The organism is Caballeronia sordidicola (genome assembly GCF_002220365.1).
Lineage (GTDB): Bacteria > Pseudomonadota > Gammaproteobacteria > Burkholderiales > Burkholderiaceae > Caballeronia > Caballeronia sordidicola_C.
Genome location: NZ_MTHB01000096.1, coordinates 58,916 through 82,858, shown reverse-complemented (window position 1 = coordinate 82,858; position 23,943 = coordinate 58,916). Strand labels below are relative to the sequence as shown.

Sequence of the window (23,943 nt, the reverse complement as noted above, 5' to 3'; positions counted from 1 at the left end):
CGAGCCTACAGGAGCAATTTTGTATGACCGAATCGAATATGTCTTTTCTCAGCAGACTTTCCTTGGCCGTCGGCACCTTTTTCGCGGTCCTGGGGGACCGCGAATTTGCCGCCCAAGTGCGTCGGCTGCGTGACGGGGCAGTAGCGGCGGCGCCAGTCACGGCGCCCCAGCCCGCAACAGCGGCCGCACCCACGATCAAGGAGACAAGCCCGGAGGCAGCGCTTCAGCTTCTGGGGCTTCTCCAGCGTGGCGCGCGTTTCATCGACTTCGTCGAAGAGGACATTGCAGGCTATTCCGATGCGGACATCGGCGCGGCCGCCAGGCTGGTGCACGACGGTTGCCGCGCGACGCTGCGCGAGCATTTCACGATTCGGCCGGTGCGCGAGGAGGCCGAAGGCAGCCGCGTAACGCTCGCCGACGGCTTCGACGCAACCGCAATCCGGCTGACAGGCAACGTGGTGGGCAAGCCGCCATTCAGCGGCAACGTCAGTCACCGCGGCTGGCGAGTGGAGGAGGTCAGACTCCCGATGTTGACGAAGACACATGACGCGACCGTGATCGCACAGGCCGAGGTGGAACTATGACCGAGGCGCGCTATTCAATCGGCATCGATCTGGGCACCACCCACTGCGCTCTGTCGTATGTTGACCTTTTCGCCAGTGACGGCGAGAAAACCGTGCAAGGCGTCCTGCAGATCACGCAGCTCACCGCACCGGGGGCGATCGAAGCGCCCGAGCTGCTGCCCTCGTTTCTCTACCTGCCCCATCCGAGCGAACTGACGCCCGGTGACCTGGCCTTGCCATGGACTGCCGAACGCGATTTCGCAGTCGGTGAAATGGCACGCAGCCGAGGCGCAGGGACGCCAATTCGTCTCGTGTCGAGCGCCAAGAGCTGGCTCTGTCATCCTGGTGTGGACCGTCGCGCGGCGATCTTGCCAAGCGACGCGCCGCCTGAAGTGACGCGCGTCTCGCCGCTTGAAAGCTCGGTTCGCTATCTCACGCATTTGCGTGAAGCATGGGACCACGCGCATCCCGATGCACCGTTCAGCAAGCAGGAAGTCACGGTCACCATTCCTGCTTCCTTCGATCCGGCCGCAAGAGAATTGACGGCCGAGGCAGCGCAGGCGGCTGGCTACGCCCGCATGACGCTGCTGGAGGAACCGCAAGCCGCGCTCTATAGCTGGATCCAGAAAAGCAGCGGCGCCTGGCGCAAGCAAGTGAAGGTCGGCGACATCATCCTGGTTGTGGACGTGGGCGGCGGCACGACCGACCTGTCGTTGATCGCGGTGATCGAACGCGAAGGCAATCTTGAGTTGCATCGTGTCGCGGTCGGCGAACACATCCTGCTGGGCGGCGACAACATGGACTTGGCGCTGGCTCACGTGGTCGCGCGCAAGTTGGCTGCCCAGGGCACCCAGGCCGACCCGTGGCAGTTGCGTGCGCTCACCTATGCGTGCCGGGCAGCCAAGGAAACGCTGCTGACTGACCGCAGTACCGATACCGTGCCGCTGGTCGTACCGAGCCGCGGATCGAAACTGATTGGCGGCTCGATCCGCACCGAACTGACCCGCGCCGAACTCACGCAGACGATTCTCGACGGCTTCTTCCCGCAAGTCGATGCATCGGCGCGGCCGGTGACCCGAACGCGCGGCGGCTTGACGCAACTCGGCCTTCCGTACGCGCAGGATGCGGGCATCACGCGGCACCTCGCCGCATTCCTCGGCCGACAGGTGGCGGCGCTCGCGGAGCTCGACGGACTGCAGCACATGCCGGCCGAGAACGCGAGCTTCCTGCATCCCACGGCGGTCCTGTTCAACGGCGGCGTGTTCAAGTCGATGCTGCTCGTCGAGCGAATTCTCGATGGCCTCAACGGCTGGCTCGCAGCGGAAGGCGCGGCGCCTGCGCGTCTTTTGGGCGGTGCCGATCTCGACCTCGCGGTCGCGCGCGGCGCGGCGTACTACGGCTACGTGAAACGGGGCAAAGGCGTGCGCATTCGCGGCGGTACGGCCCGCGCCTACTACATTGCGATCGAGTCGGCCATGCCGGCCGTGCCCGGCATGGAACCGCCTTTCCAGGCGTTGTGCCTCGCGCCCTTCGGTATGGAAGAGGGCACGGACGCGGCCCTGCCGCCTCAGGAATTCGGCCTCGTGGTCGGCGAGCCCGTGCACTTCCGCTTCTTCGGTTCGTCGGTACGTCGGCAAGATCAGGTGGGCACGATGCTCGACTACTGGTCGCCCGACGAGTTGCAAGAGCTGGAGGAAATCCACGCCACGCTGCCAACCGAAGGACGCACGCCCGGCGAAGTCGTCGCAGTGAAGCTGCATGCACGGATCACTGAAGCCGGCACACTGGAACTCGAAGCCGTGCCGCGCGGCACGAACGAGCGCTGGAAAGTCGAATTCGATGTGCGCGGCAGCGCGAACGCCTGAGTTCGATGAAGCAAACCATCGTCGGCATCGATCTCGGCACGAGCAATACGGTCGTTGCGTACGTCGAGGCGGGTACTGACGAGATCCGCATCTTTGATATCGATCAGCTCGTGGGTCTTGGCGAGGTCGGCGCGCGCGAGTTGTTGCCGTCTGTGCGCTATCACCCGGCGCCGGGCGAGCTTGCGCCTGGCGATCTGCAATTACCGTGGAGCGAGGCTGACAAGCCCGAGACGCCACCGGCCGTGATTGGACATCTCGCCCGCACGCTGGGCGCGCAGGTGCCGGGACGGCTCGTGACCAGCGCGAAAAGCTGGCTCTCGCATGCGTCGGTCGACCGTCTCGCGCCAATTCTGCCGTGGGGCGCGGACGATGACGTCGGCAAGGTCTCGCCGGTAACGGCGAGCGCCAGCTATCTGGCTCACGTGCGTGCCGCGTGGAACCGTCGTTTTCCGCACGCGCCGCTCGAAGATCAGGACGTGGTGCTTACCGTTCCTGCATCGTTCGATGACGGCGCGCGCGCGCTCACGCTGGAGGCCGCGCGTATCGCGAAGCTCCCGGCACTGCGCCTGCTTGAAGAGCCCCAGGCCGTTTTCTACGATTGGCTGTTCCATCATCGCGCGACACTCGGCGCCGAACTCTCGCAGACACGCCTCGTGCTGGTCTGCGATGTGGGCGGCGGCACGACGGATCTCACACTCATCAAGGTGCATGTCGAGGACGGCGAGCCGCAACTGACCCGCATCGGCGTCGGCAATCATTTGATGCTCGGCGGCGACAACATGGATCTCGCGCTGGCGCATCTGGTCGAGACGCGTTTGGCCAAGGAGCAAACGCGACTGTCGGCGGCGAGCCTGTCCCAGCTCGTAGAAAGATGCCGCGCCGCGAAGGAACAACTGCTTGGCGCACAGCCGCCCGACTCCGTTGCGATCACGCTGCTGGGTGCGGGAGCCCGGCTTGTCGGCGGCGCGCGCACGACGGAGTTGAGCCGGGAGGAAGTCGAGCAGATCATCGTGGAAGGGTTCCTTCCAACGGGCAGCCCGGACGAATTGCCTCGCCGTTCGCGGGCAGCGCTCGTCGAGTTCGGCTTGCCTTATGCGGCCGATCCGGCAATCACGCGGCACATCGCAGCGTTTCTGAAAAGGCTCGAAGCGCAGTCGCGCGATGCATTGGGCGCATCGGATGTGGCGCAAACGCCGATGCCCGATACCTTGTTGCTCAACGGCGGCGTCTTCCGTGCCAAAGCGCTCTCCGGGCGTCTGGCGAGTGCGCTCGGCACGTGGCGCCAGCAGCCTCTGCATGTGTTGGAAAACGACCATCCCGACGTCGCTGTTGCGCGTGGCGCGGTCGCTTACGGCCTGGCCCGCGCGGGACATGCACCGCGTATTGGCGGCGGCTCGCCACGCAGCTACTTTCTCGTCCTCGATGACGACGCGCAGGCGTCGCGGGGCGTGTGCCTGTTGCCACGTGGAACCGAAGAAGGCCACGAGGTGCATCTCGAGGATCGCGTGTTTGCGTTGCGGATCGGGCATCCGGTGCGCTTCCATCTGGTCTCGACCGTCGCCGACACGGCCTGGCAGCCCGGCGAGCTTGTCGACGTCACGACGGGCGACTTCGTCCGCTTGCCGCCGGTCGCAACGGTGGTACAGCAGCAGGATGCAAGCGGGCCTCGTGAGCGGCCCGTCAGACTCACGACGTCGCTGACGGAACTCGGCCGGCTGGAGATGCACTGCATCGCAACCGACGATGCTTCGCAACGATGGCTGCTCGAGTTCCAGTTGCGACGTGACGATGCTGAACACGACGTTTCTGCGGCTATCCGAAATCCGTCGCTCGACAAGGCCATTGAACTCATCGACCGCACGTTCGGCGTCCGCTCGGCGAACGTCGATCCTAAGGAAGTGAAGCGCCTGCGTGCAGGACTTGAACTGCTTCTGGGGCCGCGTCAGAGTTGGGAGGGCGCACTGCTTCGCGAACTGTTCGGGGCGCTCTGGGAACGCGCCGGCCGGCGGCGGCGTTCAGCGGATCACGAACGCCTATGGTTGAATCTGGCCGGCTATTGCGTGCGGCCGGGATTTGGCTATCCGCTCGATGAATGGCGCATCGAACAGCTTTGGTCGCTGTTCGACGACGGCATTCAGTACGTCAACGAGGGCCAGGTGTGGTCGGAATGGTGGACGCTCTGGCGTCGCGCGGCAGGCGGCTTGCATGAGGATGCACAGCTTCAGGTGCTCGATGCAATGGCCTGGCTTCAGGCTGCTGCGGGCACGAAGCGACATAAGCTGCCTTTCGATCCCGCGAAGGTAGGCTACGCGGACATGCTGCGCCTTTCCGCGTCGCTTGAACGCATCACTGTCGATCGCAAGATCAGCATCGCGGAACAGCTTCTGGTTCGGCTACAGCGGCCCTCGGAAAATCACCAGGGCTGGTGGGCGATTGGACGCATCGGTGCACGTCGGCCGTTCTATGGCAGCGTGCATGGTGTTGTCCCGGCGGACGTGGCGACCCGATGGCTGGACGCAATCCTCGCACTGGACTGGAAAAAGGTTGAGCCGGCCATGTTTGCCGCCGCGCAAATCGCCCGCATGACGGGCGACCGTTCAAGGGATTTGCAGGAGCCGATCCGCGAAACTGTCGTGCGACGACTCGAAGCCGTCAATGCACCGCCGGCGTGGGCCGACATGGTTCGCGAGGTCGTGACGCTCGATAACGCAGACACCGGGCGCGTATTCGGAGAGTCGCTGCCAGCCGGATTAAAACTGATTATTGGCTGATGCGTCTTACGAGCGGCTCCGATGCATAAAGATTCGGGCGGCCGATACACGTTGCGCTAAACGCTCATTTTAGCACCGACCAGAAAGAGTGCCTTCGGGACCCACGTCCATTGATGCTGCGATGCGTCAGGCGCCTATTGGCGATTCGATGCCTGCTGGGCGAAACGGTATTTAACAGCGTTTCAATAATTGTTAACCAACCCAGATTTTATGGACTATCCCGCGACGCGGAAGTCAATCCAATGTTGTGAACGGGAGACACAACAATCGAAAACAGATCCCGATTTAATTTGAAGGAAATATTATCCCGCTTGCGATCAAAAATCGCGCATGAGCTACCTGCGTTACATACGCCCGTAGTTTGCCCAGCAATCAATAGGGGAGACACTCTGTGAAGAAAACTACCAGCGCAATTGGCGCAATCGGCGGCGCACTGATCGCCATTGCTGCCCAATCCGCTTTCGCGCAAAGCTCGGTCACGCTGTACGGCATCGTCGACACGAGCGTCCGCTATCTCACCAACGCCAATGCGAGCAACGACAGCCAGGTATCGATGGGCGTCGGCCCGATCACCGGCAGCCGATGGGGCTTGAAGGGATCTGAGGATCTGGGCGGCGGTCTGTCTGCGGTGTTCCGGCTCGAGGACGGCTTCAACCTCTGGAACGGCCAGTTTGCGAGCGCGAATACGCTCTTCAACCGGATGGCTTATGTCGGGCTGTCGAGTAATCAATATGGCACCGTCACCTTGGGTCGACAGAACACGCCGCTGTTCGACCAGTTAGGGAACGTGTACGACCCGTTGACCGTGGGTAACTACGATCAGGACGGCTGGTTGCCCGGCGCACTCGGCTACGGCCTGCGGCAGAACAACTCCGTCAAGTACAACGGCCAGTTCGGCGGCGTGAACGTGGAAGCCATGTACGGCTTCGGCAACGTGGCCGGCAGCACCGGCGCGAGCAACATGTACGGCTTGACGGCGTCCTACACGTTCGCCGGCTTGTCTCTTGATGCGGGCTTCCAGCAGAACAGCGACGTGCACAACAACAAGTTCAACGTTGTCAACGTGAGCGCGGTCTATGCATTCAGCACGGTCAAGGCCTTCGCGGGCTGGCTGCATTCGCAGGACAATACCGGCATGGTCGACATCTTCATGTCGGCTGCAAACTCACCGGCGGCCAATTTCGCGGCGCCTGTGACGAACACCAACCGCATCGACGATGGTTTCTACACGGGCGCCACGTGGCAGGTCACCCCGCCGTTGCTGTTGACCGCGGCGGCCTACTACGATCACTCACGCAATGCGCTGGATGCGGACGGGACAACGCTTAGCCGCGGCGTGCGTTACTCAGGCGTGCTGCTTGCCGAATACTCACTGTCCAAGCGGACAGAAGTGTATGGCACGGTCGATTTCATCCGCGGCACCGGCGCGGCGCAGGCAGACTTCCCGGGACGCAACAACCAGACCGGCGTCGCGGTCGGCTTTCGCAACATATTCTGATGTGGGCCGCCCGGTTTGCTGCCGGGCATGACACTTCCGAACCAACGGCGCGCACTCGATGGTGCGCGCCGTTTTTTGTCTGCGCAATGGATGCCACTTTTTGCGCTTGTCCACTCAACGCGGCGAAGTGGCATCGACGAAAGCGGACAGGTCGCGATTAAAGCGATCCGGCTCTTCGATGAACGGCGCGTGACCCGAATTAGCGTACAGCTTGGTCTGTATCCGCGGATCCAGTTCCGACGCACGGGCAATCGCGGGCTTGACCTTCACAAGCGCATCGCGCGCGCCATAGATCAACAAAACAGGTACCCGGGCGCGGCTCAAACCCTCGGATGCGGGGACGGTCATCGACTGAACCGCGCTCTGCATGTCCCACGAGGCCATGGCGGCATTGGCGAGCAGACGCTCGAACATGGACCTGTCGGGCTGCGTGTGGAAGCACAGGCTAAGGAAAGCGCGCTCGGCATCGAGGTGGGTCTTCAAGTCTGGTGAGTTCATGTCTCGGTACACCTCCGGATGAGCCACTATCTGGTCCGGCTTCAACTCGATTACGCCGTCGACATACACCGCGCCGGCAATGCGGCTATCCCCATATGCTGCCAGGTAGTTCGAAATGACAGCTCCGCCCAGCGACCACCCGATAAGAACCGGTTTGCGCGCGTGCGACGACTCGATGACCGTTGCGAGATCATCCGCCCAACGCCGCCCGTCGCTATAGGCATTGGCGTCCGTTGGCTTCGCCGACAGGCCGTGGCCGCGCATGTCATAGGTAATGATGCGGTACCGCTGAAGCTCGCGGCTTTTCAATTGCGCGTCCCAATTCAGGTGGCTGCCGAGCAGTCCGTGAATGAGAACGATGGCGGGTCCATCTGCGCTTCCCGATTCCTGGACAGCCAGCGTGACGCCGTCCGGCGCGGTGACGGTATAGCTTTTTGTATCGGCGATTGCGGCGGGTGACGCTGCAAATACGGCACCCATGGCGAGCAGGGCGCAGAGTGCGTAACGAAGAATGCGGCGGGGCATGAACAGTACTCCAGGGTCGTTGAGATACCCAGTCTCAACCCTTACACTGATGTGAGGGTCAAGCAAAAAGTGTTATTCTTTTTCATGACCCAAGCCATTACGCAAGACTTGCTGACCATTGGCGAGCTCGCCCGCGAGACCGGTGCAAGCGTGCGCTCGATCCGTCACTACGATGAACACGGCCTGCTCACATCCATCCGCGCCAGCAATGGCTACCGGGCGTTTCCGAGTGCGGCTGTCACGCAGGTCAGGCAGATCCAGCGCATGATAGCGACGGGTTTCAGCCTGGCTGATATCCGCGCTTTTCCTGACTGCATGCGCATGATCGAAGGCGCGAGTTCGTGTTCCGAAACCACCGATGCGCAGCGCAAACGGCTGGCCTCCATCGAGCGCCAGATAGCGGACCTCGAACGCCGTCGCGCGCGCCTGCGCAAGACGCTGGTCGAGGGAATCGTTCCGCCTTTGGACTAGTTCGCCGGCGCACAGCCGGCCTGCAAACCATTCGCGAAGTCCCGGCACACCATCAGATCAACAGTTCGACTGACTGCAGCACATGGCGTGTTTCCGGCAAACTCGATACGTCATGACGGTGTGTATCAACAGGTCGCTGCGAAGTACTTCAATTTCGACATTTACGGCGATTGAGCGTCAGGATTCAGCCCATTCTTTCTTGCAGGGAGTCAGATATGTTGGAGACCGTAACCGCCCGTCTTGCGCGGGCCGTCACGCCGCAATTGATGGAAGACTTTCACCGCGATGGCGCGGTTTGCATCCGCCAGATATTCACACAGGAAGAAGTGGCGCTGCTGCGCGAGGGTATCGATAGCAACCTGCAGGCACCCAGTCCGCGCGCGAAGGTCGCGAGCCGTCCCGACGATCCGGGCTGGTTCTTCGAAGACTTCTGCAATTGGCAGGATAACGAAGCATATCGCCAATTTATTTTTCATTCGGCAGCACCCGAAGTTGCGGCGGCGTTGTTGGGGAGCGAGACGATACGGCTTTACCACGATCATCTGCTGGTGAAGGAGCCGAATACCCGGCAGCGTACGCCATGGCATCAGGACCAGCCCTATTACAACATCACCGGCCGCGACAACGTCAGCATGTGGATTCCGGTCGATCCTGTTTCTCAGGAGTCACGGCTGGAGTTTGTTGCGGGCTCGCATCTCGGACCGTGGCTAATGCCGCGTACGTTCATGGACAATCAGGCTAAATGGTTTCCTGAGGGCAGCTTGGTGGATCTGCCGGATATTGAGGGTGATCGGGGGGCGTATCCGATCATTGGGTGGGCGCTTGAGCCCGGTGATATGGTGTGCTTTAACATGCTGACGCTGCATGCGTCTGGTGGTGTGAGCGGGCCGACACGGCGGCGCGCTTTCTCGATTCGGTTTATTGGCGATGACGTTCGGCATGCGCCACGGCGTTGGCGTACCTCGCCTGAGTTTCCGGGTCTTGGGGAGACGCTGAGCGAAGGCGCGGTGATGGAACATCCGCTTTTTCCTGTTGTCTGGCCAGCGGGCGAGTCGGGCAATATCGCGCGAACAACAAGCGATGCGTGATGGTGTCTCGCCGACAAATGCGCATAACCTGACGAGAGGCCGCCCCCGGCTCTATGGCCTCACGCGTCGGCTATTCCCGTTTGAAGGCGCCCTTGTTTGACTGGCAGAGTCAGTCGGAAAGTCGTACCTTGCTTGACTTCGCTTTCGACTTCCAAGGTTCCGCGATGCTTTTGTACAATGCCATACGATAACGACAACCCAAGTCCGGTTCCTTTACCCACTGGTTTCGTGGTGTAAAACGGGTCGAAGATGCGTGACAGGCTCTCCTTCTCAATGCCACAACCGTTATCCGAAATTTCGATTGATACGGTCTCGCGCATTACGCTCGTACGGATAGTAATCTTGCCTCTATCTTCCCCTATCGAATGGGCTGCATTAACGAGCAGGTTCATGATTACCTGGTTGATTTCGGACGGCAGGCACTCAATCTCTGGTATCTGTCCGTATTCCTTGATCACATCTGCCTTGTATTTGATCTCGCTATTGATGATGTTCAATGTGGCATCGATACCCTGGTGCAGATTCGCGAATCGCCACTCTACATTGCCGCCCACGCGTGAAAATTCGGTCAACGCTTGCACGATTTTTCGTACTCTTGCGATTCCATCCTTGGTCTCGGTCATCAACACCGGTATGTCCTCCTTTAGGAATGGCAGGTCAACGGTCTCACCCAGCGCTCTCAACCTGTCTTTCATTGCTTGGGATTCAATGAAATGCTCCGCCTCTTCATAGGCAGTGAGCATAGTCAACAGGTTCTCCAGGTATCCATCCAGGGTGGTGAAATTCGAGAAAATGAACCCAACCGGGTTGTTGATTTCATGCGCAACGCCCGCAGCAAGCTGACCAATAGAAGCCAGCTTCTCGGATTGCACGAGTTGCGCCTGAGCTCGAGAAAGCTTGGCGTTAAGTTCCAGCAGTTGAGCATTGCGCGAGACCAGTTCCATCTCCGTTCTCTTGCGTTCGGTGATGTCGTAGTTGACGCCGACAATGCCGACCACTTTTCCGTCGTCATCCCGAAGAGGGACCTTTGTCGTCAACATCCACGCCACGTCATTGGTCAACAGATAGTTCACTTCTTCTTCCCGATGCATCAACGGTTGGCCGGATTGCATGATCGCTCGTTCTTCTCGATGGTAACGAGCGGCGCATGCCTCCGGATAAAAGCCGAAGTCCGTTTTTCCAAGCAAATCATCGGGGCTGCTCACCCCCATGCCTTGCGCTACAGCCATATTTCCGAAAATGAAGCGCGTTTCGGTATCCTTGGCATAGATGCGGTGCGGGAACGTTTCAGCTAACGTCCGCAGCAAATTGCGCTGGAACACCAGTTCGCCGTGTACCGCATTCATGCGCTCATTTTCTTTTGTCAGGCGTTCGCAGTACCGGGTGTTCTCCAGCGAGATAGCCGCCTGCGCGACCAGCAAGTTCAGGAGCGTGACGCGCTCTTGCGTGAACACGCCGGGCTGAAGATCGTTTTCCAAATAGACAAGCCCGAGGAAATCGCCTCGCCCGATCATGGGCAAGCAAGCAACCGACCGGACATGCTGCTTCATCAGATAGGGGTCGTTGGAAAAGGGGCTGACCTCCGCCGCGTCAGCGAGAACAACCTGGACGCGCTCGCGTTGTACGTTAGCGACTATGGATTCTGGTAGTTCGGAGAATGACGTGCCTTGACGATTCGTGCGCACGTTCACGCGCTGGTTTTTCACCTTTCCTTGTGCGATTATTTCCAACGTTCCGCCCTCTGCCAACAGCAAAAAGGCCGTTGAAGCCTCCGAATTCTCCATCACGGCACGAATCAAGGTATCGAATAACTCGTCGGGTGCGCGTGTCGCCGTAAGTGCATGCAACGCATGGAACACGGGAGAGAGACGCGCAGCCGGATTCGTCGACTGAGGGCGAATCCGGGGCGATGAGCGCGAGGTCACGACAGGTCGTCCTGCTCTGCGTGCGGGTCTGTACCCGCCTCCGATAGAATCGGTGCACGGCGCGATTCGCCAGGCTCCCACGAGGCGAGGAAGCGTGCGATTTCTTGTTCCGGGCGCGGGCGGCTGAAAAGATATCCCTGTGCCTCGTCGCATCCGGCACGGGACAAGAAGTCGAGTTGCGCAATCGTTTCTACCCCTTCCGCCGTGCTGACGATTCCTAGGCTCGCGCACAAGCCCGTCACCGCCCGGATGACGGCTCCCGCTTCAGGACGTTCATCGATTCCTTTCGTGAAAGACTGGTCGATCTTGATGCGGTCAAACGGAAACATCGTCACATAGCTCAGTGACGAGTAGCCCGTGCCAAAATCGTCCATCGATATGCTGACACCGATCCGTCGAAGCCGATGCAGCACGGCCAGCACTGCTTCCGTGTTCTCGAGCAACATCGACTCCGTGATCTCCAGTTCGAGCCGATGCGGCGCGAGACCCGACTCCCTTAAGGCCGATGCAACAGTGTCTACAAGACCATCGCCTTGAAACTGGGCTGCGGAAAGATTCACCGATACGCGCAGAGGCTCCGGCCAGCGCGTTGCTCGCCAGCAGGCATGGCGGAGCACCCACTCGCCGATCGGTACGATGAGACTCAGTTCTTCTGCCAGCGGCACGAATTCGCCTGCTCCGACGATACCCCGCTTCGGATTACGCCATCGCAACAGCGCTTCAAAGCCATTGATGCGCTGCGGGTGCAGATTGATGAGCGGCTGGTAGCACAGCTCAAATTCATGCCGGCCTATCGCCTGGTGCAGTTCGAGTGCGAGTGCTCTATGCGCCTGCATCGAATGCTCCAGCTTGGCTTCGAAGAAGCGGTAGCATCCGCGCCCGGCTGACTTCGCCTCGTACAGCGCGAGATCCGCGTGCTTCGCGAGCGCTGCCCAGTCGTCACCGTGCTCCGGAGCGATCGCGATGCCAACGCTGGTGCCGATCACGATGTCATGTCCTTCGATGGTGTAGGGATCACTAACACCGCAAATTAGCCGCTCGGCAAGCATCGCGATCTGCCCGCGCCCGGTGTCGCTTCGCATCAGCACTGCAAATTCGTCGCCGCCGATCCTCGCGACCAGGGCACTGGTCGGCAACTGCTGCGTGAGCCGTGCCGCGACCTGTTGCAACAGGGCATCGCCGATCGGGTGCCCGAGGGTGTCGTTCACGTTCTTGAAACGGTCCAGATCGACGTACAGCAGCGCAAAACCCGCAGGGTCGCCGTGCAGCAAAGTCTCTTCGATCCGCTGCCGCAGCAGCGCCCGGTTTGGCAGCTCGGTCAGCGCATCGTGCATTGCCATATGCGCAATGCGCGCGTCGGCGCGGCGTAGTTCGGTGACGTCGTCGAACGTTTCAATGAAACCGCCCGTGGCCAACGGCTGATGCGTAATCGACATGACGCGATCGTCGAACCATTGCTGTTGCACATTCGCGGGACCGTTCGACCAGACCATCGCGAAATATTCAGCAGCGTAAGGGCGCACCGGGCATTCAATATGTTCCCCGAATACCGGGCTGCCGGACAAGACATCGACATAGGTCTTGCCGTCGTCGAAAGCGTTGGCCGGAAGCTGAAGCATCTCGAGGAAATGTCTATTGCAGATGGTGAGCCGACCCGTCTCGTCCACCATGCAAATACCCTGTGGCATGCTCTCCAGTGCGGTTGTCAGGCGGTCCCGCTGCACCGTCAGTTCGCGCACGAGCTCTTTGCGCGTGCGCATCGGCTCGTCAAGTTCGGCTACCTGCGCGCAGGGACTATGAATGACGTTCATCTATGTCTCTCTTTGAGCTGACTCGATGCTGCGATGCTTCCGGATAAGCCCTGGGGTCGCACAAAATTGCGCGGCGCCATCTGGCAAGCGCTGCTTTATGCTGATGCGGTCATGGGTTCGCGGGCTCGGATTGAGCCAGTACGGCCGCGTGAATCAGAATCGTGAATGGCGTCCCTTCCTGTGCCTGGAAGCGTCTTACCTGCTCGATCTGATGAGCGGAAACCACACCGTCTTTGGCGAGCAGCAGCACACCTCGGCTCGTGCGCAGGTCGTCGGCGAGACGCATGCCTTCCCGGAGGTGCAATACGTCGATCTGCACGACTGAGGTCTCCGAACTCAACGCGAGCGGGTCCTTCACCAACTCCACGAAGCGATCGACAATCTGCGGATCGTAGCGCGTTCCAGCCTGCGACTTGAGCATCACGATCGCCTGCTCGAGCGAGATGGCTTGCTTCACAATTGCGCCACTGCGCAGACCCTCGAAATCGCGGGCGACGGCCAAAATTCGCGATCCGAACGGAATGTCCGAGCCTGATAAACCGTCCGGCGTGCCTCGACCATTGAAGCGCTCATACTGGTGCCGAATAATGTGCGCGACGTGGTCCAACTGCGCGACCGGTGTCAAAACCATTTGCGCGCGTAGCGGATGCTGATAGAAGAACTGGATCTCTTCGGGCGAAAGACGATCGAGCGATTTTCGCAGCAGTTCGTCAGGCAGCGACAACTTGCCGATGCCATGCAGCAGACCGGCAAAGAACACATCCTGCGCCTGCAAGTCGCTCATATTGAACGACAGCGCCAGACGCCGTCCCACTTCACCTATACGCAGTGATTGGCCACCGAGTACACCGCAACGCAGTTCGATCATGCTTGCGCAGACCTGCACCATCGTTGAGAAATTGCGCTTTAGATCGCGTTGTGCATCTTCGAGAAACATGACGGTCTGACGGATTTCCTCTGTGCGAGAGAGTACTTGCGTCTCGAGTTCGGCATTGAAACGCCGCAGATCGTCGTTCTGTTTGTGTGCCAGCGCGGTCAGTCGCTGGGTTTCCTTAAGGAGTCTGCGTTGCTCGAGTGCCTGCGCGATTGTCAGGAGCAAGTCCTGGTCGTCCCATGGCTTGTTCAGATATCGATAGACGCCGCCTTCGTTGATAGCGCGGACAACCGATTCAATTTCTGAATAGCCGGTCAACAGAATGCGCATCGTATCCGGATAGAGCGCTTGGGCGTGAGCGAGGAATTCGGCTCCGCTCATATAGGGCATTCGCATGTCCGAGACGATCAGATCAACCTTGGCCAACGCGAGCAGCTCCAGCGCTGCCGCGCCGCTTTCCGCCGTGAGTGTCAGGTAACGAGTCGGCCTGAGCAAACGCTTGAGAGCAGACAAGACACTCGGTTCGTCGTCGACGAGTAGCACAACGGGGGTAGACGCCGGATTGGAGTCCTCAATCGATACCGGGGGACGCTCGTCCGCTTGCCTGGTCGCTGGCATTGCGTCCAAGACATGGATGTGCAGCTTTTCCACGGGCTCCGCCACGGTGCTCCTCTCTTTAATTGTTTTAGGCTCATTCTAGATATCGACCGATTTTATGAATTACGTATTAGGGAAAACGAGATCTTTGCGAACTGTCTGGTGCCGGGTATCGAAATTCAAGCGCAGGTTATCGAGACTATTTTCGAGGGACGTTTCCTGCGCCGCCCCACCTGGCTGAAATGGGCAGAAAGCGGCTCTATCATGGCATTCGGATTACTGATCATCTGGTCGGCCCTGACGGTTTGAGCATCGACTGAAAACTGAACTTCCATCAGACCGATTGAGGCTCTGTGGAGGGTGTTGCGTCGATCACGGGCCCTCCGCTTGATAGCCTTTCGCCAGCCTGTCGGCCTCCCGCATTCCGGACTGACTTTGATGTTGCAGAAGAATCCGGAAGATGAGGCCGTGCGTAATCAGCAGCAGCGGGACGACGAGCGTCGGAAGGAAGTAGGCGGCGCCCAACTGCCCCGCCATGAGCCCGGCAGCATTAGCCTGGTAGAACGCGTTCAGGATATCGGCTGAGCCCCAGAGGTTGAAGACCCATGCGATGACAACGCCAGCCCCGCCTGGCAGCAATACGAGCGAGAGCATCGCGAGTGTCGCTGCAATGAGGTCTCCGTATGTGGCGGAATGCGCAAAGACAGACGGCAGCGCGGGCGACACGACGCCTGGAACGAGGAATGCCAATCCAAGGAAGCGGAAGCTGTGCAGGACGAGAAGAGGCCGCAGCGCTTCGGCCCGTCCCAGGAGCCGGAGGTTTGGCCAGATGTATCGCTTCGCGACGATCCCCCACGCGATCAGGCTGAAGGCGACGTTCACGAAAAAATAGAGTTGCGGCTGCATGAGTCTCTCCTTTGGTTCGAATGCCCGCGATTGACTTCGAGAACTTGAGCGCGCAGCGTGCGTCGCTCCGCGATCACAACGCCGCGCTCTGTGTGAGCCACGAATCAAGCGCATCGGCGGTCGGTGCGCTTGGCTCAAAAGCCCTGCATTTGTCATCGTCAATGCAGTAGCGAACGCCGCTGATCAGATCGGTCGGCAAGCCGCCCATCTGGCGGCTTTCATGAATAACCGGCGCGGCATCGGCACGACCTGATCTATCGCCTTGGCCATCTCCCCGGTCGCACCGCTCACGAGGATCCTTGGCTTGCGCATGATGTCCTCCGGCAAGTCTGGTACTTGTAAGTACCATCTGGTGACCCCAGTATGGTACTATGCGGTACCGACTGTCAAGAGAGGCGAGATGACCACGGCATCGCTGTCAAAGGAGCGCCAGGAAGGCCGCGACGAAACCGAGGTGCGCGCGCGCATTCTTGACGCAGCTTTCGCGGCGTTCATGAAGAGTGGCTACGCCGCGGCCAGCACGCTTGAGATCGCCACGCGCGCTCGCGTTTCGAAACGCGAGCTGTACGCGCTGGTGGGCAACAAGAAGGAAATGCTGGTCGCATGCATAAGCGCGCGGGCCACGCGACTGCAGGTATCCACTGACTTGCCTGTGCCGCAAGATCGCGAGACCCTCGCGCGCGTATTGACTTCCCTCGGGACGCAGCTTGTCCGCGAGATAACCGATCCAACGGTCGTTGCAGTATTCCGACTGGCGATCGCCGAGGCGGTCCATGCTCCTGAGGTGGCGCAGGCGCTCGACTCGATAGGGCGCGAGACGAGTCGTGCCGCCGTGCGTCAAATCATGGCGCAGGCACAGGTGGCCGGACAGCTCAATGGCCGTCCTGCCGAACTTGCCGAACAGTTCGGAGGGTTGCTGTGGGGCAATTTGATGCTCAGTCTGCTGCTCGGCGTCGCCGAGCGTCCGAATTCACGCGAAGCCGCGGCACGTGCCCGCGACGCCACAGCTGCGTTTCTTAGACTTCACCCCGCTTGCGATTAGCGCTGCGACGCCCCGCCAGCAGACCTGATGCATGGATGATCCGTCCGATGTCACGGCCACCTGGCGATGCTGTGGCATGGCGCCCAGGTGGCCGTTATCGCGAAACCAGCGAGGCGAGATTGAGCACACGCTCCTGACGGGTCGCTGACGGCCGTCGATCAGCAGAATTCGATTCACTTCGTCCGTCGATCTTCCGCAAAGCGATCTTCAACGTTAGGTCGAATTCGGCAATCTGATGCCTATCTGATGCCTATCTGGTGCTACATGGCGGGCTAGGCCAATCGCGTTAGCGCTTTCTGACAGTTGCTGATCGGTATCGCCAGTCGCTGGTATCCGGTGGCCCTATGGGCATGCACCAGTCGGCGTGCCGATAGCCGCCGCCAGGAAGTGTTCAGGGAGAAAAAAAGACCGCTGTCCTTGGGGCGGCGGCCTGTCTTACGACGGGTGGCGAATGAGGGACTTGAACGTCGGATTTGTAGATTTCGTGAGGGCAGTCTGTTACGACATAAGCCAAACCTGTCGTTGTTTCTTTTCGCCAAGGCTTGAATTGCTCACGGTCTCTTGCGCACCTGCGCATCAATGAGAATGTTTCGTCGCGAAGTTTCTACTATCCGTGACGCTCGGCAGCATGGACCGTGTGTGGGTTAGTCGTATTCGCTAGCGAACCGCCGCTTGCTAGCAAGCGAAACTGGGGCGCCGATCGCATCTACTCATGCGCCCCATGCGATCGAACCGCTTGCACGCTTTGCGCTTATTCGCGGCGGGTTGTCATCTTTGCAGCGGTTAATGGCTGGCGGCCGGCGACACTACGCTCGGGGTCGCCAGGGTGTTGTTACTCGGGGGAGCGCTGGTGCCGGACGTCGAGGTGCTGTTCGTGCTGCTCGGAAGGCCTGAGTTCGGCGCCTTGGCCATGCCGCTGTCTGAGTTGCTGACGCCTGGCGTGCCGTAGCCGCCGGTTGCACCGTTCATCTGGTTCACCTGGTTCGCGGGGCTGGCCGTGCTGCCCGACGAACTGCCGCCGTTCGAGCCTCCGCCCGCCTGTGCATAAGCCCCGCCCGACAGCGTGAGTGCGGCGACGGCCGCGATTAACGTGCTGGTTGCTTTGTTCATGATCCGTCCCTCCTTGATTGGACTGGAATATAGGCGCAGACGACCACCGCCTGCTTGATCACAATCGCAGCAATCACCGTGCCGCGCGCGCTCGTTCGCACCGCAACGATGTGCGTCGCAGCGAGCGGCTTTCGTCTGCGCTTGGCAGCTGCGCCACGTCGTTCAGCTGAGGCGCGCGTGACCGGAATCCATCCTCGTTAGCGGACGGTCATGACCGATTGGTGCTGGGAAGGCTCAATACGCGATGTCGAAATGTGTTTCACGTTGAGAGTCTGAAGGGTCAGTCGTTACCGGATGCCGTCTGGGTGTATCGCGAACGTTTCCGCGCGGGGACCATAGTGCTTCGTCACTTCGGCGCCGGTCATCAGTCTGGACGATTTCAGGATTGGACCCGTCACCCCATACAGTCGATCGGGATTGGGACCGTACATATACAAATAGCCATCATTGCCGTCGATGTGATATTCGGTCTCTCCAAGTTCGCCAACGCCCGCATGCTTTATCGCACTTTCTAGCCGGCGTTCCAGAACGCGAATTCGCGCGCGGTCCTTGGGGTAGTAATCGAAATGGACCATCATTACCGGTCCTGGTGGCCTCTGCGGTTGTTCCGAAGCTGCGCTGCCTGAGAACAAAGCCACGCATAGAAACGTGACGAATACTTCTCCTCTCAACATGGGTGCGATTCCGTCTGCGAATGAAAAATCAATTGTCGACGATGTAGACAGTCCGGTCGAGCGTCCCTTTGTGGTCGCATCTGAATCGCGGTCGCGCATCATTCCGAAAGCGTGTCGGCTGAAGCGTTTGACGGGCTCGCCGACGAGGCCACGCGGCTTGTAGAGATGCGACGGTGGGGCGAACGTCAGCATCGTTCTGATTCGCACGGATTCTCGACGACAGACCTGTTCTGACTTGCTAACTCGTCCTCGTCAAGGCCACGATAAAGTCAAGAAATACCCTTGTCTTGGCCGGCATCTGGTGCCGCGACGGATGGTAAGCATAGAGCGGGAAGCGCTCATCCGGCCAGTCTGGGAACAGGTTGACGAGCCGTTCCTCGCGGATCAGGTGCTCGGCTCCGAGCAGAAGCATCTGCGCGATGCCGGAGCCAGCCAGACACGCGTTAAGGAGTGCGCTCGGATCATTCACCGTAAGCCGTCCATTCGTTTCGACAACAAGCTTTTTGCGCTTGCGATGAAATTCCCACGGATATGGCTTTCCGGTCTCCGGGTTCCGGAATTCGAGACACCTGTGCACCTTGTGACCCAGCTCCTGAGGCTCAGCTGGGCGCCCCCGGCGAGCGAGGTACAAGGGCGAAGCGACAGTGACAATCGCGGTGTCAAGGAGCTTTCGCGCTATGAGACTGGATGAGCGAGGTTCGCCAAATCGCAATGCCAGATCGAAGCCGTCCATGATGAGGTCGCCCAGCTGATCTCTCGCAATGAACTCGAGTTCAAGTTCGGGATGCGCATCCATGAATTCGTCGAGCTTGGTGCCCAGAATGATTCGAGAAAACACTGGATCAAGATTGATTCGCAGCTTCCCGCGCACTGTCGCGGCGCCTCCCGCCGCGGCTGCGGCCGCTTCCTCCATTCCCCTCAAGTGCGGCATGACCTGCTCATAGAACCGCCGGCCCTCTTCAGTAAGGGAAACGGCACGGGTCGTCCGATTGAAGAGCCGTGTTTTCAGCCGCCTTTCGAGTCGAGCGATTGCACGGCTAACGCCGGGTGGCGACATACCCATCAATTCGGAGGCGGCTGCGAACGTTCCCGCATCGACGACAGCAGCAAATACGCTGATACCGCTAGAGAGATTCTCGCTGGACGATCTCATAGGCGCTGCACCCTGGTCATTTAATGGTCGAAAGACGTTCAGTCGAACGCCAACACAGCACGCAGGACGGCTCCGGCTCACAGCCGCGATCGAAGGCCACGCAGTCGGTCCCGAACACCCGATTCGCGCCGTGCAGGACCGTTATTGGGTGGCCCTGCACAGTGCGTCAAAAACCGCACTATGACTCATTAGTAACTATCAGTCACTTAGCAAGTGTCATTCATGTCGTTTAGTTTCTCATCGCGTTTATCCGCAATGCATTCCAACAGCACGTTTCAACCTCAGCGGGCCGCGAGTCGCGCACATCGCTGATGTCGCTGATGTCGCTGATGTCACTGATTGGCACGTCACGCCAACCATTGTTCATTCCAATTCCCAAGGAGTAGAAGATGACCATTCAACTCCCCCGCCGCGACCTGTTGAAGCGAGCATCCGGCCATGCCAATCCGCAGACCGGTGCGGCGATGAATGATGTTTCACTTCTGGTGTGGAGTCCGCTTGCGGGCGTGTACTGGATGCAGCAGTTCCACGACAAGGATCGAGTAGTGGTCTGATTGCTCGACCAGCGATGATTCCGTCACTCGATCAAGGACGACGCATACCGGTCTCAAACGTGGGTAGTGGGGTGTGCATCGGGGGGTGTGCATCCGGACTAGAATCGAAACTGAAGTCGGAACTAAAGAGGGCGATGCATCGCGCCGACTCCGACAGGCCCAACCGGAATGAAGGACCCACCGGGGTTGAAAAATAACGGACAACCCAGACAACTCGTCAAGTTGCCAGAGCAGTATTAAAGAACCAAATCACCCGCCCACCAACGACTTCCCTTGCGAAAGAATCTTGTCACAAACCTGCTTCGTGACCTGCTGCTTCAACCCACCCCCACTCAAATCCACTGACTTCCCATCACCACTTTTCAAAAGACCTGCGGCCCCTGCGGTATACCCACTATCCGACGACGCAGCCGATGTCCCACCCAGCTTGCTCATCAGCGAGTCTTTAACCGACGAAGCCCCATTCCCACTGAGATAGTTGTTCTTGATGCAGAACTGCAGCACGCCTGCAACATTGCTGGTACTACCCGATGTCAGCGATGACCCGCTCAACCCGCTAGTCATACCGCTCATGCTCCCCAGGCTACTGAGCCCGCTGGACGATGACCCGTCGGATCCGCCACCCTTCAACAAACTGCCAAGCTGCGCGTGAGCGACTGAAAAGGGTAACAACATTGCAATTGCGATGCCTGCAACTGTGCGGCGATACGTGCGGATTTTCATACTCGAACTCCTTCAGTGACTAAAACCAGCCTCTAATATAGTGCGTTTCACGCAAGACGTTGAATAAGAACGTTCCCGGCTTGCGCCTAAGCAATTTGATGGAGTGCTGATAATCAAAGAAGATCAAAAAATGTCAATGAAAGTCCCTGCTCACGCTCGTCAATCCACCCAGCAGATACGACATATCCACCAATCGCTGCGCGACGAGATGTCGAACCTCACCCTCGCATTGCCACGTACCGTACACCGCCAGCAATGTCGAACCGAGCGCCTCGCGGCGCTGCTTCTCCAGCAGACTGGGCCATACGATGACGTTGACGTTACCGGTCTCATCTTCAATCGTAACGAACATCACACCCTTCGCCGTTCCAGGCCGTTGGCGCACAGTCACGAGTCCACAACCGCGTGCCAACCGGCCGTCCCTGTAATTGCGCAACGTAGCAGCCGACATCAACCGGTGCTCAAGCAACGCCGGACGCAACAGTTCAAGCGGATGACGTCCGAGTGATAGACCGGTAGTCTTGTAGTCGCTGACAATATCGTCGGCCTCAGAAGGCGCACCGAGCAGCGGCGTGACATCTTCCACGCGTGCATCGTTGAGCAGGTCCTTGTCGGGCACTGCGGCCACGGACTGCCATAACGCTTCCCGTCGATTACCGGCGAGCGAAGTCAACGCGTTGGCAGCAGCCAGCGCCTGCAGATCATGCCGATCAAGTTGCGCCCGTTGCGCGAGGTCCCCCACGTTCTCGAACTGACGCACACTACGGGCCGTTTCAATACGCTCAGCCGCACCATCGCGCATCCCGCGAAGCAGCGATAACCCCAGCCGCACAGCAGGCCTGCTGTCATCGCCCCGATATGCATCCGGATATTCAAGCACCGAATCCCAGCCGCTCACCGTCACGTCAGCGGGAAACACCACCACGCCATGGCGCTTCGCATCCTGCACGAGTTGCGAAGGGGAGTAGAAACCCATCGGTTGCGAGTTCAGCATGGCAGCGAGAAACGCTGCCGGTTCATGTCGCTTCAACCAACTGCTGACATACACAAGCAGCGCAAAACTCGCCGCATGGCTCTCAGGAAAACCATATTCACCGAAGCCCTTGATCTGTTCGAAAATAGCTTCTGCAAAGGCCTTTTCATAACCGCGCTCAACCATGCCGTTCACAATCCGGTCATAATATTTCCCCAGACCGCCTTTGCGTTTCCACGCGGCCATTGCCCGCCGCAATGCATCGGCTTCACCCGCTGTGAACCCGGCTGCGATCATCGCGATCTGCATGACCTGTTCCTGAAAGATCGGCACGCCCAAGGTTCGTTCCAGTGCGACCTTCAACCCCTCGCTAGGATATTTAACCGCTTCCAAACCCTGACGCCGCCGCAAATACGGATGCACGGCACCACCCTGAATCGGACCGGGCCGTACGATCGCAACCTCGATCACCAGATCGTAAAACTCCTTCGGCCGCAGTCGCGGCAACATCGACATCTGCGCACGCGACTCGATCTGAAACACGCCGATAGTGTCGGCCTGCGAGATCATGTCATAGGTCGCTTTATCGTCGGGTGGGATGTCCTGCATCTCGAGGCGCTCACCGCGTTTCTCCGAGACGAGATCGAGCGTGCGTCGAATGGCTGACAACATGCCGAGCGCGAGCACATCGACTTTTAAAAGCCCCAGCGCTTCCAGATCATCCTTGTCCCACTGGATCACGCTGCGATCCACCATAGCCGCATTTTCGATAGGAACCAGCCGCGTGAGTTTCTCCCGGCTGATCACAAAACCGCCGGAATGCTGGGACAGATGCCTCGGAAAATTCAGCAATTGCGCGGCCAGCGAAGCCCACGACTGAATCAACGGATTCTCCGGATCAAGCCCGGATTCAGTGAAACGCTGCAGCAGGTCATGACTGGTATCGAACCACTGATGCGACTTCGCGACGCGATCCACAATCTGCGGATCGACCCCCAGCGCCTTGCCTGTTTCACGCAATGCGCCACGCGGCCGATATGTCGACACCGCCGCCGCAATCGCGGTGCGATCACGCCCATACTTTCGATAGATGTACTGGATCACTTCCTCGCGCCGCTGATGCTCGAAGTCGACATCAATATCCGGCGGCTCGCCGCGCTCTTTACTGATGAACCGCTCGAACAGCATGTTGCTGCGCGCCGGGTCCACCTCGGTCACGCCGAGGCAATAACACACGGCGGAGTTCGCCGCGGAACCACGTCCTTGGCAAAGAATGTTTTCGGCGCGGGCAAAGCGCACGAGATCATAGACCGTCAGGAAATACGCCTCGTATTTCATATGCTCGATCAACTCGAGTTCGTGTTCTATCTGCGCCTGTACCTTGTGCGGAACGCCGAGCGGAAAACGCCGGTTCGCGCCAATATAGGTTTCCTGCCGCAAATAAGCGGCGTGGGTATAACCGGCCGGCACGATCTCGTCTGGATAGTCGTAACGCAAATCATCGAGTGAAAACGTGCAGCGCCTGAGCACGTTGAGCGTTTCACCAAGCGTGTATTCCGGATAGAGATTAGCGAGCCGCAACCTGGAGCGCAGATGTTGTTCGGCGTTCGGAGCGAGGTCGTAACCACATTCCGACACCGGCTTGCCGATACGAATTGCCGTCATGGTGTCCTGCAGCGGCTTGCGCGAGCGCACATGCATCACCACGTTGCCGGTCGCCACCACGGGCACCTTATGAAACGCGGCCACATGCTCGACGGTCCCCCGGTGCATGTCATCGAGTGCGCGCTGGTGCAGCGTCAACCCGACCCACGCGCGTTGAGGAAACGTGGTGTCGAGCCATTCGATCTGGGCATCGAGCGCAGCCTGCTTGGCGGGGAAATCGGGCACCAGGATCGCGAGGCAATCCGGCATGCCGCGCAGATGCGCGAACTCTTTATCGGGCCGTGCCAGATCGTTCGGCGTGAGCAGGTACGCGCCTTTTTTCGATCGCATGCGGGCAATGGTGATGAGCTCGGACAAATTGCCGTATCCATTGCGGTTCGTCGCCAGCAAAATGAGTCCGAAGGCCGGCGAAAGATCCGCGTTGACGAGCTTGAAATACGAGCCGATCACAAGCGGAAAATTCAGGCTCTTTGCCTCCACATGCGCGCGTACGACACCCGCGAGCGAGCACTCATCGGTAATCGCCAGGCCGGCATAACCGAGTTGCGCCGCCCGCGCGACCAGCTCCTCTCCACGCGATGCCCCGTGAAGGAACGTGAAGTTGGAAAACGCGAAAAGCTCCGCATACGCGGGCAGCATGGAGAAGGTTGTATCCAC

General features: G+C 59.6%; 20 protein-coding genes. 9 read left to right on the top strand and 11 right to left on the bottom strand.

Annotated features, from left to right (window positions below; translation table 11 throughout):
- Positions 1 to 23: 23 nt before the first annotated feature.
- The 4 genes from BSU04_RS14985 (at position 24) to BSU04_RS14970 (ending at position 6,697) form a co-directional block, all read left to right on the top strand.
- Complete coding sequence (locus BSU04_RS14985) at positions 24 to 584, top strand: DUF2760 domain-containing protein (protein WP_089161337.1); 561 nt, start codon at positions 24 to 26, stop codon at positions 582 to 584.
- Positions 581 to 2,428, top strand: coding sequence for an Hsp70 family protein (locus tag BSU04_RS14980; protein ID WP_089161336.1), 1,848 nt, complete (start codon positions 581 to 583; stop codon positions 2,426 to 2,428). The genes BSU04_RS14985 and BSU04_RS14980 overlap by 4 nt, the downstream gene beginning before the upstream one ends.
- A 5-nt stretch (positions 2,429 to 2,433) precedes the next feature.
- A complete protein-coding gene (locus tag BSU04_RS14975) occupies positions 2,434 to 5,199 on the top strand; it encodes an Hsp70 family protein (RefSeq protein WP_089161335.1) in 2,766 nt (921 codons plus the stop codon).
- Between the two features lie 391 nt (positions 5,200 to 5,590).
- Positions 5,591 to 6,697, top strand: coding sequence for a porin (locus tag BSU04_RS14970; RefSeq protein ID WP_089161334.1), 1,107 nt, complete (start codon positions 5,591 to 5,593; stop codon positions 6,695 to 6,697).
- 114 nt (positions 6,698 to 6,811) lie between these two features.
- Here the strand turns inward: BSU04_RS14970 and BSU04_RS14965 are convergent, their stop codons facing one another.
- Positions 6,812 to 7,720: an alpha/beta fold hydrolase gene (locus tag BSU04_RS14965; RefSeq protein WP_089161333.1), complete on the bottom strand. Its 909-nt coding sequence runs from the start codon at positions 7,718 to 7,720 to the stop codon at positions 6,812 to 6,814.
- Between the two features lie 84 nt (positions 7,721 to 7,804).
- Between BSU04_RS14965 and BSU04_RS14960 the strand changes: the two genes are divergently transcribed.
- Both BSU04_RS14960 and BSU04_RS14955 read left to right on the top strand, forming a co-directional pair.
- On the top strand, positions 7,805 to 8,191 hold the full coding sequence (locus BSU04_RS14960; protein ID WP_089161332.1) for a MerR family transcriptional regulator: 387 nt from the start codon (positions 7,805 to 7,807) through the stop codon (positions 8,189 to 8,191).
- A 215-nt stretch (positions 8,192 to 8,406) separates the two neighbouring features.
- Positions 8,407 to 9,279, top strand: coding sequence for a phytanoyl-CoA dioxygenase family protein (locus tag BSU04_RS14955; RefSeq protein WP_089161331.1), 873 nt, complete (start codon positions 8,407 to 8,409; stop codon positions 9,277 to 9,279).
- A 59-nt stretch (positions 9,280 to 9,338) separates the two neighbouring features.
- Here BSU04_RS14955 and BSU04_RS48520 read toward each other — a convergent pair whose 3' ends face one another.
- From BSU04_RS48520 to BSU04_RS14940, 3 genes are all read right to left on the bottom strand, one after another.
- Positions 9,339 to 11,204 carry an ATP-binding protein gene (locus BSU04_RS48520; protein WP_179258324.1) on the bottom strand — a complete coding sequence of 622 codons (1,866 nt, stop codon included), beginning with the start codon at positions 11,202 to 11,204 and terminating at the stop codon, positions 9,339 to 9,341.
- Entirely contained in the window at positions 11,201 to 13,015 is a 1,815-nt protein-coding gene (locus tag BSU04_RS14945; RefSeq protein ID WP_089161329.1) for a putative bifunctional diguanylate cyclase/phosphodiesterase, read from the bottom strand. The genes BSU04_RS48520 and BSU04_RS14945 overlap by 4 nt, the downstream gene beginning before the upstream one ends.
- Positions 13,016 to 13,124: 109 nt before the next feature.
- Positions 13,125 to 14,507, bottom strand: coding sequence for an HD domain-containing phosphohydrolase (locus BSU04_RS14940; RefSeq protein ID WP_089161328.1), 1,383 nt, complete (start codon positions 14,505 to 14,507; stop codon positions 13,125 to 13,127).
- A gap of 12 nt (positions 14,508 to 14,519) precedes the next feature.
- Between BSU04_RS14940 and BSU04_RS14935 the strand changes: the two genes are divergently transcribed.
- Entirely contained in the window at positions 14,520 to 14,795 is a 276-nt protein-coding gene (locus BSU04_RS14935; RefSeq protein WP_089161327.1) for a hypothetical protein, read from the top strand.
- Between the two features lie 63 nt (positions 14,796 to 14,858).
- Here the strand turns inward: BSU04_RS14935 and BSU04_RS14930 are convergent, their stop codons facing one another.
- Together BSU04_RS14930 and BSU04_RS47595 are read right to left on the bottom strand one after the other, a co-directional pair.
- Positions 14,859 to 15,392: a hypothetical protein gene (locus BSU04_RS14930; RefSeq protein WP_089161326.1), complete on the bottom strand. Its 534-nt coding sequence runs from the start codon at positions 15,390 to 15,392 to the stop codon at positions 14,859 to 14,861.
- A gap of 183 nt (positions 15,393 to 15,575) precedes the next feature.
- Positions 15,576 to 15,704, bottom strand: a complete 129-nt coding sequence (locus BSU04_RS47595) for a hypothetical protein (RefSeq protein WP_256982768.1) — start codon at positions 15,702 to 15,704, stop codon at positions 15,576 to 15,578.
- A gap of 88 nt (positions 15,705 to 15,792) precedes the next feature.
- Here BSU04_RS47595 and BSU04_RS14925 point away from each other — a divergent pair, with 88 nt between their 5' ends.
- A complete protein-coding gene (locus BSU04_RS14925; RefSeq protein WP_089161325.1) occupies positions 15,793 to 16,434 on the top strand; it encodes a TetR/AcrR family transcriptional regulator in 642 nt (213 codons plus the stop codon).
- A 783-nt stretch (positions 16,435 to 17,217) separates the two neighbouring features.
- Here the strand turns inward: BSU04_RS14925 and BSU04_RS14920 are convergent.
- The 3 genes from BSU04_RS14920 to BSU04_RS14910 all read right to left on the bottom strand — a co-directional run bounded on the left by BSU04_RS14920 (position 17,218) and on the right by BSU04_RS14910 (position 19,371).
- Positions 17,218 to 17,544, bottom strand: coding sequence for a hypothetical protein (locus BSU04_RS14920; RefSeq protein ID WP_089161324.1), 327 nt, complete (start codon positions 17,542 to 17,544; stop codon positions 17,218 to 17,220).
- Positions 17,545 to 17,831: 287 nt separating this feature from the next.
- Positions 17,832 to 18,122: a hypothetical protein gene (locus tag BSU04_RS14915; protein ID WP_089161361.1), complete on the bottom strand. Its 291-nt coding sequence runs from the start codon at positions 18,120 to 18,122 to the stop codon at positions 17,832 to 17,834.
- 334 nt (positions 18,123 to 18,456) lie between these two features.
- The gene (locus BSU04_RS14910) at positions 18,457 to 19,371 is read right to left on the bottom strand and encodes a LysR family transcriptional regulator (RefSeq protein ID WP_089161323.1); all 915 of its coding nucleotides are present in this window, start codon (positions 19,369 to 19,371) and stop codon (positions 18,457 to 18,459) included.
- A 389-nt stretch (positions 19,372 to 19,760) separates the two neighbouring features.
- Between BSU04_RS14910 and BSU04_RS46435 the strand changes: the two genes are divergently transcribed.
- Entirely contained in the window at positions 19,761 to 19,925 is a 165-nt protein-coding gene (locus BSU04_RS46435; protein ID WP_179258323.1) for a hypothetical protein, read from the top strand.
- 249 nt (positions 19,926 to 20,174) lie between these two features.
- Here BSU04_RS46435 and BSU04_RS14905 read toward each other — a convergent pair whose 3' ends face one another.
- Positions 20,175 to 20,648 carry a DUF2501 domain-containing protein gene (locus BSU04_RS14905; RefSeq protein WP_089161322.1) on the bottom strand — a complete coding sequence of 158 codons (474 nt, stop codon included), beginning with the start codon at positions 20,646 to 20,648 and terminating at the stop codon, positions 20,175 to 20,177.
- A 133-nt stretch (positions 20,649 to 20,781) separates the two neighbouring features.
- A complete protein-coding gene (locus BSU04_RS14900; protein WP_089161321.1) occupies positions 20,782 to 23,943 on the bottom strand; it encodes an error-prone DNA polymerase in 3,162 nt (1,053 codons plus the stop codon).